At 43.0% G+C, this 16,631-nt stretch carries 12 protein-coding genes, 1 tRNA gene and 1 pseudogene; 9 read left to right on the top strand and 5 right to left on the bottom strand.

The window, feature by feature from the left end; genetic code table 11:
• Window positions 1-100 precede the first annotated feature (100 nt).
• The 4 genes from gyrB (at window position 101) to nuoH (ending at window position 6,371) form a co-directional block, all read left to right on the top strand.
• Window positions 101-2,482 (top strand): DNA topoisomerase (ATP-hydrolyzing) subunit B, encoded by a 2,382-nt coding sequence (gene gyrB / locus ANPL_RS02575; protein WP_169193221.1) that lies wholly within the window; start codon window positions 101-103, stop codon window positions 2,480-2,482.
• 520 nt (window positions 2,483-3,002) lie between these two features.
• The gene (locus ANPL_RS02580) at window positions 3,003-3,218 is read left to right on the top strand and encodes a hypothetical protein (protein ID WP_169193222.1); all 216 of its coding nucleotides are present in this window, start codon (window positions 3,003-3,005) and stop codon (window positions 3,216-3,218) included.
• Between the two features lie 16 nt (window positions 3,219-3,234).
• Window positions 3,235-5,307, top strand: a complete 2,073-nt coding sequence (gene nuoG, locus ANPL_RS02585) for an NADH-quinone oxidoreductase subunit NuoG (RefSeq protein ID WP_169193223.1) — start codon at window positions 3,235-3,237, stop codon at window positions 5,305-5,307.
• The gene (nuoH, locus tag ANPL_RS02590; protein WP_169193224.1) at window positions 5,304-6,371 is read left to right on the top strand and encodes an NADH-quinone oxidoreductase subunit NuoH; all 1,068 of its coding nucleotides are present in this window, start codon (window positions 5,304-5,306) and stop codon (window positions 6,369-6,371) included. Before nuoG ends, nuoH begins: the two co-directional genes overlap by 4 nt.
• Window positions 6,372-6,651: 280 nt before the next feature.
• Here the strand turns inward: nuoH and ANPL_RS02595 are convergent, their stop codons facing one another.
• From ANPL_RS02595 to rplU, 4 genes are all read right to left on the bottom strand, one after another.
• Entirely contained in the window at window positions 6,652-9,135 is a 2,484-nt protein-coding gene (locus ANPL_RS02595; RefSeq protein ID WP_169193225.1) for a hypothetical protein, read from the bottom strand.
• Window positions 9,100-9,176, bottom strand: a tRNA-Ile gene (locus ANPL_RS02600). The genes ANPL_RS02595 and ANPL_RS02600 overlap by 36 nt, the downstream gene beginning before the upstream one ends.
• 21 nt (window positions 9,177-9,197) lie before the next feature.
• Window positions 9,198-9,452, bottom strand: coding sequence for a 50S ribosomal protein L27 (rpmA, locus tag ANPL_RS04685; RefSeq protein WP_174764264.1), 255 nt, complete (start codon window positions 9,450-9,452; stop codon window positions 9,198-9,200).
• 3 nt (window positions 9,453-9,455) lie between these two features.
• On the bottom strand, window positions 9,456-9,755 hold the full coding sequence (gene rplU, locus ANPL_RS04690) for a 50S ribosomal protein L21 (RefSeq protein WP_174764265.1): 300 nt from the start codon (window positions 9,753-9,755) through the stop codon (window positions 9,456-9,458).
• Window positions 9,756-10,154: 399 nt separating this feature from the next.
• On the opposite strand from rplU, the gene eno reads away from it, so the two are divergent.
• The 3 genes from eno to rsmH all read left to right on the top strand — a co-directional run bounded on the left by eno (window position 10,155) and on the right by rsmH (window position 13,630).
• The gene (eno, locus tag ANPL_RS02610) at window positions 10,155-11,429 is read left to right on the top strand and encodes a phosphopyruvate hydratase (RefSeq protein WP_169193629.1); all 1,275 of its coding nucleotides are present in this window, start codon (window positions 10,155-10,157) and stop codon (window positions 11,427-11,429) included.
• A 6-nt stretch (window positions 11,430-11,435) separates the two neighbouring features.
• Complete coding sequence (gene cgtA, locus ANPL_RS02615) at window positions 11,436-12,488, top strand: Obg family GTPase CgtA (protein WP_169193226.1); 1,053 nt, start codon at window positions 11,436-11,438, stop codon at window positions 12,486-12,488.
• A 251-nt stretch (window positions 12,489-12,739) separates the two neighbouring features.
• Window positions 12,740-13,630 (top strand): 16S rRNA (cytosine(1402)-N(4))-methyltransferase RsmH, encoded by an 891-nt coding sequence (rsmH, locus tag ANPL_RS02620; RefSeq protein ID WP_272899031.1) that lies wholly within the window; start codon window positions 12,740-12,742, stop codon window positions 13,628-13,630.
• A 780-nt stretch (window positions 13,631-14,410) separates the two neighbouring features.
• Here rsmH and ANPL_RS02625 read toward each other — a convergent pair.
• Window positions 14,411-15,286 (bottom strand): RNA polymerase factor sigma-32, encoded by an 876-nt coding sequence (locus ANPL_RS02625; RefSeq protein ID WP_169193227.1) that lies wholly within the window; start codon window positions 15,284-15,286, stop codon window positions 14,411-14,413.
• A gap of 128 nt (window positions 15,287-15,414) precedes the next feature.
• Between ANPL_RS02625 and hpf the strand changes: the two genes are divergently transcribed.
• Together hpf and fabG are read left to right on the top strand one after the other, a co-directional pair.
• Window positions 15,415-15,999 (top strand): ribosome hibernation-promoting factor, HPF/YfiA family, encoded by a 585-nt coding sequence (gene hpf / locus ANPL_RS02630; RefSeq protein ID WP_169193228.1) that lies wholly within the window; start codon window positions 15,415-15,417, stop codon window positions 15,997-15,999.
• Window positions 16,000-16,065: 66 nt separating this feature from the next.
• Window positions 16,066-16,608, top strand: a pseudogene (gene fabG, locus ANPL_RS02635) (3-oxoacyl-ACP reductase FabG); the annotation flags it as partial.
• Window positions 16,609-16,631 lie beyond the last annotated feature (23 nt).

A 16,631-nucleotide genomic window follows, 5' to 3' on the forward strand; every position in this document is an offset into this window, starting at 1 on the left:
CCCATTTTTTGTACTATGCTTTATTTTAAGTGGATTGAGGTTTTACATTTGCTAGATTTTTTGTATTATGGGGGTGATTTTTTCTTGGTAAGATTTCATCATGAGTAGTTATAACGCTAGCTCCATAACTGTTTTGAGGGGACTTGATGCGGTTAAGAAGCGTCCTGGTATGTATATCGGCGACACTGATGACGGCTCGGGGCTGCATCACATGGCGTATGAGGTCATTGATAATGCTATTGATGAAGCGCTTGCCGGTTTTTGTAACAAAATAGATATTGAGATCAATGCCGATGGTTCAATTTCTGTGACTGACAATGGTCGGGGCATTCCTATAGATATTCATGACGAAGAAGGAGTGTCAGCAGCTGAGGTAATAATGACACAGTTGCATGCAGGAGGAAAATTTGACCATAACAGTTATAAGGTTTCCGGGGGTTTGCACGGAGTTGGTGTTTCCGTAGTTAATGCGCTTTCTACTTGGTTAGAACTGGTTATATGGAAGGATGGAAAGGAATACTTCATTAGATTCGAAGATGGTAAGGCAGTTGAGCCCTTAAAGATGATCAAAGGAGGGTGTCGCAAAAATGGAACTAAGGTAAGCTTCATGCCATCAAGTGATATCTTTTCTTTCACTGAATTCAGCTATTCTACTCTTGAAAATAGAATCAGGGAGCTTTCTTTTCTGAATTCTAATGTGATGATCACTTTGAAGGATTTACGTGAATCCCCCGTGCAGGAGTCACGTTTCGGTGATGCATCTGCAGATTCCTGTGGTGGCGTTGAAGCGTTTGTTATGTATCTAGATCGTAATAAGACGCAGGTGACGCCTGTTATAGTCTTGAAAGGGATCGTGAGTGGGTATGATATTTCTGTGGAAGTAGCTATGTCTTGGAATGATTCTTATTACGAGAACATGCTATGTTTTACAAATAACATTCGTCAGCGCGAGGGAGGAACGCATCTTGCGGGTTTCCGTTCTGCTCTTACTAGGTGCGTGAACAATTATGCAACAAATGAGGGTTGTCTGAAAAAGGCAAAGGTTTCGATAATCGGAGAAGATGTCAGGGAAGGGCTTACCTGCGTTTTGTCGATAAAAATGCCAGATCCGCGGTTTTCGTCGCAGACTAAAGACAAACTGGTTAGCTCCGATGCCCGGGTAGTAGTAGAAGGTATAGTTTTTGATAAGCTAGCATCTATCTTTGAGACCAACCCCAAGCTTGCTATGAGCGTTGTGGAGAGGGTTATTAGGGCTTCAAAGGGCCGGGAAGCAGCAAGAAGGGCTCGTGAAGTAATTAAGAACAGGGGAGCTCTTGATTTTACTGCTATGCCTGGAAAATTGGCAGATTGTCAGGAAAAAGCACCTGAGCTTTCAGAACTTTTTATTGTTGAAGGAAATTCTGCTGGTGGTTCCGCCAAACAGGGTAGGGATCGTCGATGCCAAGCTGTGTTGTCACTGAGGGGTAAGATCCTCAATGTTGAAAGAGTGGGTCTCGACAGGACTTTATCTTCCAGTGAGATTGCATCCCTGATTACGGCGATAGGAAGTAACATTGGCATAGGGAGCTTTGATCTCTCTAAAGTTCGCTATCATAAGATAATTATTATGACGGATGCAGACGTCGATGGGTCGCACATTAGGACCTTACTCTTAACCTTTTTCTTTAGGTATATGAGAGAGATCATAGATGCTGGCTATTTGTATATAGCGCAGCCACCTCTTTATAAACTTACTAAGCACAAGAAGGATACGTACATCAAGAATGATGAGGCGCTTAGTGATTACATAGTTGGGAATGCTACTAGAAATCTAGTGCTTAGTGGTAATAGTGAGTGCTCGGGAAGCGATCTTCAGACTGTTCTAAGGAAGTGTGTGCGCATTGCCAACATCACTAAATCATACTCTAGAATAGTTCCTCAAGAGGTTTATGAGGCATTGTTGGTGCGACATAAGCGGCTTGGTGAGGCTTCTCCTGCTGATATGGCAGCTTACTTAAATAAGGTGTTCTCTGAATACGAGTGGAATATTGAATTGTCTGACGATGGGAAGATGCAGATTCTGCGGTTGTCTCAGGGTATGGTAGACAGGTATTTGCTAGATGCTGATTTTGTGCATTCTAGAGATGCGCAGAATGTTTTAGCCGCTCTAGACGGAATGCAGGGTATGTTTACTGAAGATACGGTGTTGACTGCGAAGGATTATAAGGTGCGGGTTTCTTCTCCCTGTGCTTTGGCAAGTAGCCTTGTCGAATTTGGGCGCAAGGACATGGCGTTGCAGAGATTCAAGGGTCTGGGAGAGATGAATGCAGATCAGCTATGGGATACTACTCTTAATCCCCAGACTAGGACTCTCCTTCGCGTTAAGATATCTGATGCCGAAGCTGCAGATGCGATCTTTTCGGTATTGATGGGGGATTTTGTAGAGCCTAGGCGCGATTTCATCAACGATAATGCTCTAAAGGTGCAGAACATAGACTCCTGATAGAGGAATTGATGATGTCATGGAAGTGCTCCTGTATGAGCTGTTAGCGGTATATTCATTTACCATGCTCGACAGTAATTACATGTGTGTTTTGCCGCTTGTGGAACTTATGTATTTGCGTCACCAGTAATGGTTCTCCTTAAGGAAGCCCAGTTCTTCTTAATGGGAGTGCTTCTCAAGAGCAACTTTTTATTTTCGCGCATGTTCTCTAATTTATAGTATGCGCTTTATCATTACTCATTTGAGGCAAATTCAAGGGCTCGAAATTCTCAGGTGTATTGCTTGCGCTTTTTGTTGCTATCGCGATTTACCCTCTTCTTAAGAAGTATGTTGTAAGGTATTTGCGGATGGTATGTATTTTGATTCTTTAAGATATTAATAAAATAGCGCGCGGTATATGGTGTTCTTCCGCCGGATCACTTGGTACTAATTGAGGTGACATTTCCGCTGTGGTGGGTTTATATATTGACGATGTTAGGCTATTTGCTAGAATTGAGCTTGTTTTTTCTGTGGTATTGCTATGGCGAAGGGTGGAAAGGTTGCGAAGACCGCAAGTAAGAATAATCCGTTACAAAGAAGAAAGGGCTTAGCTGCTAAGACATTTAATGGCAAGAACATAAAGCCTGTAAGGTATATAGATCGTGAAAAGGGGCAGGTATTTATGGCTGCGCAGTTTGACGATGAAAGCCTAGTGACTGGACCAAATGGCCTTCCGTTAGAGTGGTCTAACATTTAAATAGGGGTTCGAAGCCATGGAAGTTACTGTCAATTCCGTAGCTGTAAATATAGATGAGGGTATGACGGTTCTTCAGGCTTGTGAGAGTGCCGGTGTGGAGATACCCAGGTTTTGTTATCATGAACGCTTAGCTATAGCCGGAAATTGCAGGATGTGTCTGGTGGAGGTTGTAGGACAACCGAAATTAGTGGCGTCGTGCGCCATGCCTGCATCTAAGGATATGGTCATAAACACGGATTCTGAAAGAGTGAGGAGAGCGCGTAAGGGTGTTCTTGAGCTTTTATTGGTGAATCACCCGTTGGATTGTCCTATTTGTGATCAAGGTGGTGAATGCGATCTGCAAGATCAGGTATTTGCTTACGGTTGTGGGATAGGAAGGTACGATGAGAGTAAGAGGGCTGTAAAACGCAAAAATTTTGGCCCATTAATAGAAAACTCTATGAACCGTTGTATACACTGCACTCGGTGTGTGAGATTTCTTTCTGATGTTGCTGGCACTTATGAATTTGGCACTTTTGGGCGCGGAGAGAAAATAGAGATAGATTCGTGTATTAGTGAAGGGGTAGCATCTGAGCTATCTGGTAATATCATAGACCTTTGTCCTGTTGGGGCGTTAACTTCCAAGCCTTATATGTTTAAAGCAAGACCTTGGGAGCTCTTTCATTGCGATACAATCGATGTGTTTGATGCAGTGGGATGTAGCATCAGAGTTGATTGCCGGGGGCTAGATGTGATGCGGGTCCTACCTCGCTTAAATGAAGATATAAATGAAGAGTGGATCTCGGATAAGACTAGATTTGCTTGTGATGGATTAGCTCTGCAGAGGCTAGATGCTCCTTGTATTAAGAGAGAAGGCAAGATTGTTGAAGTAAGTTGGGAATATGCGCTTTCTATAGCGGCAGAGAAACTGAAAACTGCAGGAAAAGGTAAGGTTGCTGCGATTGCTGGAGATATGGCAGATTGTGAGTCAATGTTTCTGCTGAAGAAATTGCTCATAACTTTGGAAAGTGCAGTAATGGATTGTAGACAGGATGGTGCCAAGTTAACCGCAGATAGCAGGGCACTGTACTTGTTTAATACTTCAATATCTGGGATAGCGTCAGCTGATATGTGTCTGCTAATCAACGCGGATTTAAGGTACGATGCTCCCATAATCAATGCCAGGGTGCGTAAGCAGTATCTAGAGCGGGGCTTGTCTATAGCATCTATCGGATGCAACTTCAGCTATAACTATGCGGTTGATTATCTGGGTGATGACATAGCTCTACTGAAGGAGATATATGGTGGAAAACACAGGATTAGCAATGCTCTTGCCGCGGCAGAAAATCCAATGGTCATTATAGGGCAAGATGCCCTTGTTCATGAATTGGGGTATGATATTTTGTTGCAGGCCGCGATGATCGCAGAGAAATTTGGTTTAGTGCGCGATGATTGGAACGGATTCAATGTTCTTCATAAGGTTGCTGCTCGTGTGGGGGGATTAGATATAGGCTTTTTACCGCATGATCCAGTGAAGATTGGAGTTTCTGAGATTTTAAAAAGCTCAGAGAATGGTGAAATACAAGTGCTTTATTTATTGGGGGCAGACGAGGTTGATATCGCTGCTGTAAAAGAGAAAAATCCGAATCTTTTTGTTATATATCAGGGGCATCACGCTGACATGGGTGCTCACTCAGCTGATTTAGTGCTTCCTGGTGTCGCGTATACAGAAAAACGTGCAACCTATGTAAATACGGAAGGGAGAGTTCAGAGAACGGAACTTGCGGTTCGTTCTCCGGGTGATTCAAAGGAGGATTGGACTATAATCAGCACGATAGCAGGGCGTTTGGGAATGATGTGGAGATATGAGACCGTTTTTGACCTTTGGAAGGATCTGGCCAATTTGGGTCCACAATTCAGGGAAGAAAATATAGGTAGTTTAGTGGAAGCGACTTGGTCTATTCCAAGTGGAGGGAAGAAGGCTCCATTGCCCAAAGGGAAGTTTGTTTCTGCTGAAAAAAACTTTTATATGACTGACCCCATAAGTAGGGCTTCCCCCACAATGGCCAAGTGTACCAAATTTTTTCACGCTCACAGCCACTTAGTATGAGCATTCTGCACAGCCTGTTCTCATGGATAGCATCATCTGGGATGTTACTGATTGGTATGATATCCCTTATGGTAGGTGTCTTGGTGTGTGTTGCGTACCTTGTATACATGGAGCGGAAGGTAATTGCGTTCATGCAGTTAAGACATGGGCCCAGCGTAGTTGGCCCTCTAGGTTTACTGCAACCCTTTGCTGATGCGCTGAAACTCTTAACCAAGGAGTGCATAATTCCCCTTCAATCCAGGGGGATAGCTTTCTTTTTTGCTCCCATAATTACTTTTGCGCTCGCTCTAGCAGGTTGGGCTGTGATACCTCTCGGGGCAAGCGAAGTAGTCATTGATGGGGCATCTGTTATGATGCCACATGTTATTGCTAATCTTAATCTAGGTGTCCTGTATGTATTGGCTATATCGTCGCTCGAAGTATATGGCGTTATCATGGCGGGATGGGCTAGCGGTTCAAATTATGCCTTTCTAGGCGCTATTAGATCAGCATCTCAGATGATATCTTATGAAATGTCAATGGGGCTAGTGGTCTTGTCTGTGGCTATTTCCACGGGTTCATTGAAATTAGCGGATATTGTGGTTGCAAGGCATGCAATGCCATATTGGGTGGACGTATTACTGTTACCAATGGCAATTGTGTTCTTTATTTCTATATTAGCAGAAACAAATCGTCATCCCTTTGACCTTCCTGAAGCGGAGTCTGAACTTGTATCAGGATACAATGTTGAGTACTCCTCAATGTCATTTGCGATGTTTTTCCTTGGGGAATATGCAAATATGATCCTTGTGAGCGCCATGATGGTGATATTTTTTCTCGGCGGTTGGTATCCACCTTTGGATATCAAGGTTTTATATTACATACCGGGATTTGTTTGGTTCTTTATCAAGATTTTCTTCTTGTTATTCTGTTTTATATGGGTAAGGGCGACGATTCCCCGGTACCGGTATGATCAGCTGATGAGGATTGGATGGAAAGTACTACTTCCATTCTCTTTCGTCTGGGTTATGGTAGTTTCCGGCGTCCTTTTGTATTTTGATGCTTTACCGCGCTTCCACCATTAGTAGCGCAGATTTTTCTGCTCCTCTTCTGTTATAAGACAAAGTTCTTGTGGCTTGTGTTTTTAAGAGGAGCTTATTGCAGCGAACTGTGCCAAAAATAGAGTGACACTCTATTTTTATCGAGATCTGCGCCTGATGACCGCATAGCTCTAATATCTCTCTTTAAACACTAATTCATGGCGGCCAATAGAGAGAGTCTTACGTGCGTAGTTTTTCCTGGGAAATTGCTCTTTAACAAACAAAAAATTACCAGGGAGATTGGTAGCAACAAGAATGCAACTCATTATCTCGACTGTCCACTTCCAGTCTTGCGAGCGGTTTCTGACGTTTTGTGTCCAAAATGTCCTGCAACACTACCCTTTTCTTCGCTATGCTGCACACCTTCCATATGGACGCATCTCTTTAACTTCTGTTTTAATTGTTCAAGCAATTCAGGATTCAATGAGTCAGACTCGCTGAATTGGCTGTGCTCAGTGCTGTTTTCTTTAGAAGATCGACCAGGTTGTGCTATACCTTCATCTTCTACGTTTATGTGACTTTCGTTTGGTACAAAAGCTGCTTTTATTTCTTCAGCAATGCGCGCAGCCTTCTTCAGCATGTCTTTAGGGGTAGCTGTTCCATGTGTTGTCTGTGCGCGTGTGCTTGTTTCATTGCCACTAGAGATTTCTTTAGAAGACCTATTTGCCATAGCTTTAACAGCATCTTGAGCGGCTATTTCCCTACTATCAGCTATTGGTTCTATTGTGGGAGCTTCTTTTAAGCACAGCATATTATTAATGTGATTCAGTAGTATGCGTCCTTCTTCTTGTGGGATGGGTAACGGATCATTAAAATCAAAATACCGTCCATTGTAGGCTCCGTGTTTCCCATTTATTTGTGCAGTGGCTGCCGGCAAACGAAGGAGGTCTTGTCTATCAATAACAGTGGTATGAGACAACGATGCTTTTTCTGCAATTTTACCCATATACGCAGCAGCATTCCTTATTGAAGCATCCATAGCTTCACCATAGCCTAATTTAGAACAGAAATTCTCTGGGACTCTGTTATTCTCGGTAATTATTCCATCCTTTATGGTGAGCGGGGAATTTCCGGCATCTACGTATCTTATGTTGTTCTGAGTCAATATTGAAGGCAATTTGCTCTTTAGATCATTAGCTAGTGTCTGAGAATCAGATTCGGCCCGTGCGTGCACCATATAAAGGGCATATACTTGCAGTCCTACATTATTAAGATCACGCCTGTTAGCAGAATCAAATGCGAAATTAAGTCCCGCATCAGTGCAGGCCTTATTGAGCAACGCCCAGGAGCATTCTTCAGAATATTTACCGCCATTGGCAACTTTGTTCAGCATGTCTCTCATATTAGATGCCATCTCTTTGAGTGGCATGATGGAGTGATGCAAACTGTTATGAAAATTTTCTGCCATTATCGCGGATTGTGCATCAAGTTTCGGCTTATTATCTTGTATATCGTAGTGCTGTGGCGCTCTTTCAGTACGGAATTTTCCTTCCACCGATTCTATAAATGCACTCTTGCCGTATTCTGTTTGTGTTTTTATACTGCCAGATATTCCCTTGATAGCCCCTTCTTTTCCGGAAAATTGAATGTCTGGTTGATTATCTCGTTCGCGCGATATTGCCAGCAACATGTCATGTAGCACCTCCCTTTGCGCATCACTAAGAAGCTTCTGTGGTTCAGGCTTTTTGCGAGCTTCTTTGGAGATGTCAGTGCCTTCTCTCTGGTTCAGAGCTTGATTAAATCTCCCTAATGTTGCTGTAAAAGACGTCCCCTTTTCTTCTTGATTTTCATGAGTTGTTGCTGCCACTTGAGGTCTTGAAATGGGCCTAGACATGTTAGCTATAGAAAGCAAGAGACGTTTACTATCGGTAGTAGAAATTGGCGAAGTCTGACCTATTCCTAGTGTTGGTAGCTCAACATCTCCAGGATTTCGCTTTATTGCGTCTGTAGCATTAGGTAGAAGAGGCAAGTCAGAAATTTCCATATCAAATTCAACATCAACCCCAGAGCGGCTAGATATTTCCTGAATATTTTGTAGAGAATTCAAAATCATGCCATCCACAGCTCTTCCAAAACCAAAAGGCGAGGAGAAGCGTAAGTCAAGATAAGGATTAGATATTACTCCATTGCGTATATTAAATATACGAGAAGTGATTTCCCTGCATGGTACCTGGTTCTTTTTGAAGATGTTCTTCACTTCGTTTCCTAATTTGGAACGCTCTAGAGACGGTTCATAATCTTCGAGAGTTATCCTACTATAAGCATCACTTATTTCCCTTGCGAGCCTGATAACAGTTGCGTTATCACCCTGAGGGATGTTCATAGCAAAGTGTGCATTTGCCCTGACAAAAGCCCTAGCAAAATCTTCCCACGCTTCTTTCGCATATTGTATATTCTCTCTCTGGGAATCATTTACTGAAGGTTTGACTCCAGTTTTAGAAGGCAATTTAGGTTTTTGTGTGCTTGCATCATTTACTTTCTCTAGTGTTTTTCCAAGCATAGAACTTACTTCCTTAGCCGCTTCATGCAAAGCGCTCTTCGTATCTATTTTAGAAAATTCAGGCCTGATCGGTTGGTTCGATGTACTAATCCCTGTAGCCACCTTTTCTGTTACGGTGCGTGCAGGTGTTGGAGTATTAGTAGTTTGCACAGAATCAGCAACAAACTGCAATGCCGCAGCAAGAGTAGAGCCTAATTCCGCTGCAAACAAGACTGGTGGGCCTGGGTAGAGTCGAACTTCCGACCTCACGCTTATCAGGCGTGCGCTCTAACCACCTGAGCTACAGACCCCTGATTTATAAAGAAACAACATCAGCCGGAAGAATGTCCTACGAAAACCTTTCCACCAGCTCTCTTTCTAAAGGAAACAACCCCAGAAATCTTAGAAAATATCGTGTGATCCTTCCCCATCCCCACATTCTTGCCAGGATGATACTTAGTTCCACGTTGGCGAATTATGATATTTCCAGGAACGACAACCTCACTCCCAAACTTCTTGACTCCTAGCCTTCTACCTCTCGAGTCTCTACCGTTACAGGTACTACCACCGGACTTTTTAGTAGCCACAGCCTACCTCACTTCTACTACACGCAAAACCGTCATATTCTGTCTATGTCCATTTTTACGCCTGTAGTTCTTACGGCGCCGCTTTTTAAACACGATAATCTTATCGGCTCTAAAATGAGACACAACTTCTGCCGAAACCCCTCCACTATCAGATGAGAACTTAACATTACCCCCATCGTCAAAAGTAGCAAGACTCTTCAGGGAAACCTTATCACCCACCGCAGCCTTTAGGAGCTCAACCTTTATCACATCCTGTTCCTTAACCTTGTACTGCTTTCCACCAGTCTCAACGACAGCGAACATAATAACAGAGCCTCAGATCGACATATCACAACGTCTAGATTCTGCTTTACATGAGCAGTGGTGTCAATAAAATTCTGGTCGCAACATAACCTCCCGCAGGTGTTGCTTCTAAAATCTTCGCTTATATACCTTAAAAACTAAAATATTGACGTGCAATGAAGATGCCGCAGCTCAAAGCAGAAATAGATTTTTTTCTCAATTTGAAAGGATAAAGTCACGAGGGGTCACAGAATCGTTACTGTCACGTGTTGCCTGTAAGACACTGAAGGAACCTTCCATTGGCGATACGCCGGGAAAAGCCAGTCTACTGTTCCATGAAAGGGGCATTGTTCCATTATTTACTTTTTGTTGAAGACTGTTTACACTTGCTTCCACTCGGGGGAATTGGGGGAACATGTAGTGCATAACAAGTGTGCTGTCACGATAAGTAGCGTGTTTGCAAGGCAGGTACTTGATAGTCGAGGTCGCCCCACTGTAGAAGCTGTTGTTACGCTATCTGATGGGTCTCAAGGTATGGTCTCCGCTCCATCTGGAGCATCTGTTGGTAAGCTAGAGGCTTTGGAGCTAAGAGATAAGGATCCGGCTAGTTTTTTCGGTTATGGAGTGGCGCGCGCTGTAGAGAACGTGAACTCACTGGTATCTTCCGCTTTGATAGGAGAAACGCCGTTTGATCAGGCGACTATTGACGATTGCCTTATCTCTCTGGATGGCACTGAAAATAAGTCAAAACTGGGGGCTAATGCGACAATTGCTGTATCAATAGCCTGCGCGAAAGCAGCTGCCAATAGCTTGGGAGTGCCCCTATACAGGTATCTAGGTGGCGTAATAGCAAAAGAACTTCCTATTCCTCTTGTAAATGTGATCAATGGAGGGGTGCACGCTGATAACGGTCTGGACTTCCAAGAATTTATGATAGTCCCCATAGGAGCTGACAAATTCTCTTCCGCGATGAAGATGTGTGCCGAGGTGTTTTTAAAGCTCAAAGAAGTACTCAGAAATAAGGGCTTTAGCACAAATACTGGTGATGAAGGTGGCTTCGCTCCAGAAATAGATAATAACGAGAAGGTATTTGAGATTTTGCTGGAATCTATAGAATCTGCAGGGTACAAGCCATATGACGATGTTGCCCTGGCTTTAGATGTGGCTTCGTCTACGTTTTATAACGGCGATTCGTATAGTTTTTCTGGCTCGGTTATGAGCAGTGAAGAGCTGGTATCCTACTATGAAGATATCGTAGATAGGTATCCAATTGTGTCCATTGAAGACGGAATGGCTGAAGAAGATGTTCAAGGCTGGGAGAGGCTCACTACAAGACTAGGGGAAAAGGTGCAGTTGGTAGGAGATGACCTTTTCGTCACTAATCCCGAGCTGATAGAGAAGTATATAGGAAAGGGGCTCGCCAACGCTGTACTCATAAAACCAAATCAAGTGGGAACGCTTTCAGAAACTTTAAAGGCAGTACGCATTTCTCAAAAAAACGACTATGCAACTATAGTCTCTCATAGATCTGGAGAAACTGAAGATGCTTCCATTGCGCACATAGCCGTAGCCTTGAATAGTGGGCAAATAAAAACTGGATCTATGTCAAGATCCGAACGCATTGCAAAATATAATGAGTTGCTAAGGATAGAAGAAAGCCTAGGCAAGGGAGCGGTTTTGCATAAATCCCTGTGAGGAAAAATGAGTTTTATTGACGAAGCCAAAGTATACCTTAGAGGTGGTAATGGCGGAAACGGGTGCGTTAGCTTCCGTCGAGAAAAGTACGTAGAATTTGGTGGTCCAGATGGCGGCAATGGTGGCAACGGAGGCTCTGTGATCTTCGAAGCCAGCGATGCGGTAAATACGCTCTTGTTTTTCAGGTATAATCAGCACATCAGGGCTGAAAATGGCAAAGGCGGTTCTGGAAGAAACAAAACCGGTGCTGCAGGACGTGACAGAATAGTAAAGGTCCCTGTAGGGACACAGATTTATGACGAATCTGGGACGAATCTGATAGCAGATTTGTCTACTAAAGGACAAAAGCAAGTTGTTGCTTCTGGAGGAAAAGGAGGAACCGGAAATGCCACCTATAAGAGCTCAACCAACAGAGCTCCTGTAAACTTTACTTTAGGGGAAGTAGAAGAAGAGTTTTGCGTCTTATTGCAGCTAAAAGTTCTGTCAGATGTGGGTATAATCGGCATGCCCAATGCGGGGAAATCGAGCATCTTGTCTCGGTGCACAATGTCGAAGACGAAAATTGCCGACTATCCGTTTACTACCTTAGAACCGCATTTAGGAGTTGCTAGAGTAGGAGAATACGACTTAATCCTGGCGGATATACCAGGATTGATAGAAAATGCAAACTGCGGAGCGGGTCTTGGTCATAAGTTTTTGAAGCATATAGAAAGGTGCTCAGTGCTGCTTCATGTTATCGACGGATCCTTAGACGATGTTGCAAAGGCGTACTCACTGGTTAGAAACGAGCTTTCTCTTTATAGCGACACACTAGCCAACAAAATTGAGGTGGTTGTTCTCAATAAATGCGATTTACTCTTCGAACAGGACATCGTTGAAAAGAAGAAAATGCTGGAAGGTAAATGCTTAAGTAAAGTAGTAACTCTATCTATAGATAGCCCGTTGCAGCCTCTTATGATCCTTCTGTTCTCTATGATCAAGGAGAAATTTTCACCGCGGGACGAAAGAGAGGTTTTCGACCCATTCCTCTTCGTGGGCTATAATAAAAAGGGAAAATAAGCGTCATTCGTCTGCTACTCTCCTGAAAAATGCAGAATTTTTTTATGTCAGTTATGAGAATCCTGGCACGGGTTTAAGTACTTTACAAACGCTCTGTATCATGAAGACGTAAAAATCACGTAGAGCCTAGGGAAAGATATAAGGTAGCTAAAGAAGAAGCAGTAATTTCTCATTAAAATGTAAAATATAGCGTGTGGAGAAGAAAAAAATTCTGCTAGAATTCACGCCTGAACCCTGTATAAAATTGCACCGTGGACTCCCATAATCCTGTAATGCTCAACGAAATGTTAGAAGCGCTTTCCCCTAAAAATGGAGGATCCTACATTGATGCCACATTTGGTGCCGGTGGATATAGCCAAGGAATATTGCAGTGCTCGGAAAGTAGTAGAATTTTAGCCATTGATCGGGATCCCACAGCGAAAAAGTTTTATACCAAGCTTGCAGGACAGTTTCCTGGGCGAATCAAGTTCGCTAATGCGACCTTCGGTTCCTTAAAGGAGATTGCATTATCCCATGGCTTTGAAAAGGTTGATGGTGCGGTCTTTGATGTTGGTGTATCCACAATGCAGCTTAGTGATCCTGAAAGGGGCTTTTCATTCATGAAAGATGGTCCCCTCGATATGAGAATGAATAATGAGAGCACGGGAAAAAGCGCAGAAACTTTTGTAAATACCGCATCAGAAAAAGATATTGCAGATGTTATTTTCCGCTATGGAGGGGAGAGATTCTCCAGAAAGGTAGCAAGAGCTATAGTAGATACTAGGTGCAAAACGAGAATAACCAGGACCAGCGAATTAGCTGCGATTGTCAGATCTGTAGTTTTCAGGAGTAGGGCTAACCCAATTGATCCTGCTACAAGGACATTTCAAGCTATTAGGATATGGGTTAATGACGAGCTATCTGAGCTAAAGAAGGGACTTATGGCAGCATCAGATATTCTAAACAACAACGGAAGGATTGTAGTAGTTTCCTTTCATTCCCTTGAAGACAGAATTGCAAAAAATATCTTCCACGATTTGTGTAATCAAGGATTTGGCTTAGTAAATAAGAAGGTGGTTAGGCCTACTAACGCGGAAATAGACCGTAATATAAGGGCTAGATCTGCGAAGCTGCGCGCGATAGAAAGGAAAGAAGTATATTAGGCTGCTAGTAGAGTTGCCTTGCTTTTAGTAGGTATTCTAAAGGAGCGTACAAATTCTCTCTGACTATAGCCTTGATACATTACGCCAACATATGCAGAAACCTTGCACTCAAAGAAGCGTGTTGGTCACTGTGTGTTAAATTGAAGGGAAAAAGCAACTTTATGAGTTGAATCTCTCCCTATCCACACTGGACCTTATTTCAAGTATGCATTGACCTATACAAACCAAGTAAATTACTCATACTCGAACGCATAACCTCATAATTTCGCAGACTTACATATGCGATTTGAAAAACACATAGGACGACTGAGGGGCCTATTATAAGTCTCACAACTAATATCTAATAAAATGTGCTTTATAAGCTATCTATAATTATGGGTCGATTATGGGCTGTCACCCAGTACGTACACAAAGCATCCCCATGAATTAGAATTTTAAACCCAACGACTTTGAACAAAGCTATGGCGAAAGCAAGCGAACCCTACGCTATATCTTCTCCAATTTCAGATCAATTTTCCATACTATAACCAACCCCAATCTACATGAGGCGCAAGAGCCTTGGGGGAAATTAACATTCGGCATACATCTCGTGATTTTAGGACTAGTCACACCGAATATCAAAGCCCTTCTTTCAATAAAGGATCGGAAAGCCGCTTACTACCGTAGACCAAAACCTGACGATCTATCACAAAAGATTAGTAACTGAAAAATCCCAGTAGCATGAGGAAAAAACGCCAAGCACTGAGACAAAAACAACACATTTAGCCCCTGCCGCCAATGCTAAGCACTACAACCACCATTACTAATCCGATTCGAGTTAACGAAAGCCTTGATTTTGGCCAGAGACTGCAATTCAATCTGGCGAATCCTCTCTTTTGAAACCCCATACTCCTCACTCAACTTCTCAAGAGTATCAGGATCTTCTTGTAGCTTTCTCCGAAAAAAGATGTCCCTATGCCTGCCATCCAAGGTTGAGAGGGCATTGCTGATCATGTTATCTCTCATGACACTCTCTTCATGTTCCAAGAACATAACCTCTTGATTAGGGCTCGGACATGGAATCACATCCTGCAACTCCGTACTACTCTCGCTGTGCACTTTCTCACTAAGTGAAATTCCCCGATTCGAGAAAAACTTATCCATCGCCTCAACTTCCTTCTCAGAAGTTCCACACTCTTTTGCTACCGCACTGACGTCTTTTTCTTCCATTAAGCAATTATAGCCCAATAGCTTTCTCTTTATTTTCCTTAAGCTGAAGAAAAGCCTCTTCTGAGCCTGCGTCGTCCCGATACGCATACATGACCAACAGCGCAGAATATAATCCTTTATGGACGCCTTTATCCACCACACTGCGTACGTAGACAACCTGAAGCCCAAGCTGGGGTTAAACTTCTTGACCGCCTGCATCAGACCCATATTCCCTTCCATTATAAGTTCCATCAAAGGGAGACCATAGCTCTTAAAGCCCATAGCGACTTTTACTACCAGCCTTAAGTGGCTAGTAACCAATTTGTGAGCATCGGCAACAGAACCACTTCTGCACCAATTTTCCGCACATTCCTTCTCTTCTTTTTCAGACAACATAGGGAAGGCTCTAACCTGCTCCATGTATGCAAGCAGATCATCTGACCCCGAAACAACCGACGTAGCTAGCATAAACGAAACACCTACAAAGTCCCGCAAAACGTAATAAATTACGTGCCCTCTAGTATAAGTATGAAATAGTAAACTTTCAAGACTTTGGCTGTATAATATTTGCCGTAGAGGTTCTATGAGGAGCAGTTATGAATATAATGATAACTTGCAAAGGATATAGCGCTACTGACGCGATAAAAGCGCATATAAACTCTGCATTTGGAGCACACGTTGAAAGGTATTTATCTGGAAATCCCGCTGTAAATGCAAGAGTGGTTTTGTCAAAAGAAGGACATCTGTTTACCTCCTGTGTGTCAATATACGATGAAAGCCAACATGAGTTTATTAAGGCATCTGAAAAGGCTGAAACGGTATATAAAGCAGTGGATTCCTCCTTGGCTCATATATCTAGTAAATTGAAAAAATATAAAAGCGAAAGGGTCGATAAGTACCGCGAAAATCGCGTTCTCAAGAGTAGCGGAAGCTGTAAGGGGTACACATTCAGCCCAGAAAGTATAGAAACTGAAGAAGATATTGAAAACTCTCCATTGATCGTGGAAGAGGAAATCTCTCTTAAAAGAATGTCTGTCAGCAATGCAGTAATGGAAATGGAGTTGCTATCAGTACCTGCCCTCTTGTTTATAAATTCCAGAACAAACAAAGTGAATATGATATACATGCGAGATGACTACATAGTCTGGGTAGATCCGCTGAATAGCACTTTACCTAAGTAGACATGAAGTTAAGCAGCCATAGAAACGTCAGATTTGCTGTAAGCCGAATGTGGTGAGATCTCCTCTGAAGTAGATTCCTTGGTCGACAAGGCTGCTGAAAGCATGTCGGGAATTGACGGTGTGGTATGCTCTGCAGGCATAACGCTGGATAAATTGTCACTACGCATTACCGACGAAGATTGGGATAAGGTAATAGCAGTTAACCTCACTTCTGTCTTCAAGATAAACAAAAGTGCTTGCCGTCTTATGTTAAAGAATAAAAGTGGCAGAATAATAAACATCTCATCGGTTGTTGGAATTACCGGTAACATAGGACAAGCCAACTATGCTGCGTCTAAAGCCGGGATAATCGGGATGAGTAAGACCATGGCGCTGGAGTTCGCTTCGCGTGGAATAACTGTAAATTGCGTAGCTCCTGGATTTATAGATACGCCTATGATTGAAACAATACCTGAGAAGCAGAGAGAGCACATCTTGGGTAGCATTCCAATGGGGAGAATGGGATCACCCGAGGAGATAGCATCTGTAGCGCTATTCCTGGCAAGTGATGAAAGTAGATACATAACTGGCCAGACTATCCATGTGAATGGTGGAATGATAATGTGCTAGGGAGCCAGTAGTATTCCTGTATT

It is taken from the genome of Anaplasma platys (assembly GCF_012790675.1).
In the GTDB taxonomy this organism is placed as follows: Bacteria; Pseudomonadota; Alphaproteobacteria; order Rickettsiales; family Anaplasmataceae; genus Anaplasma; species Anaplasma platys.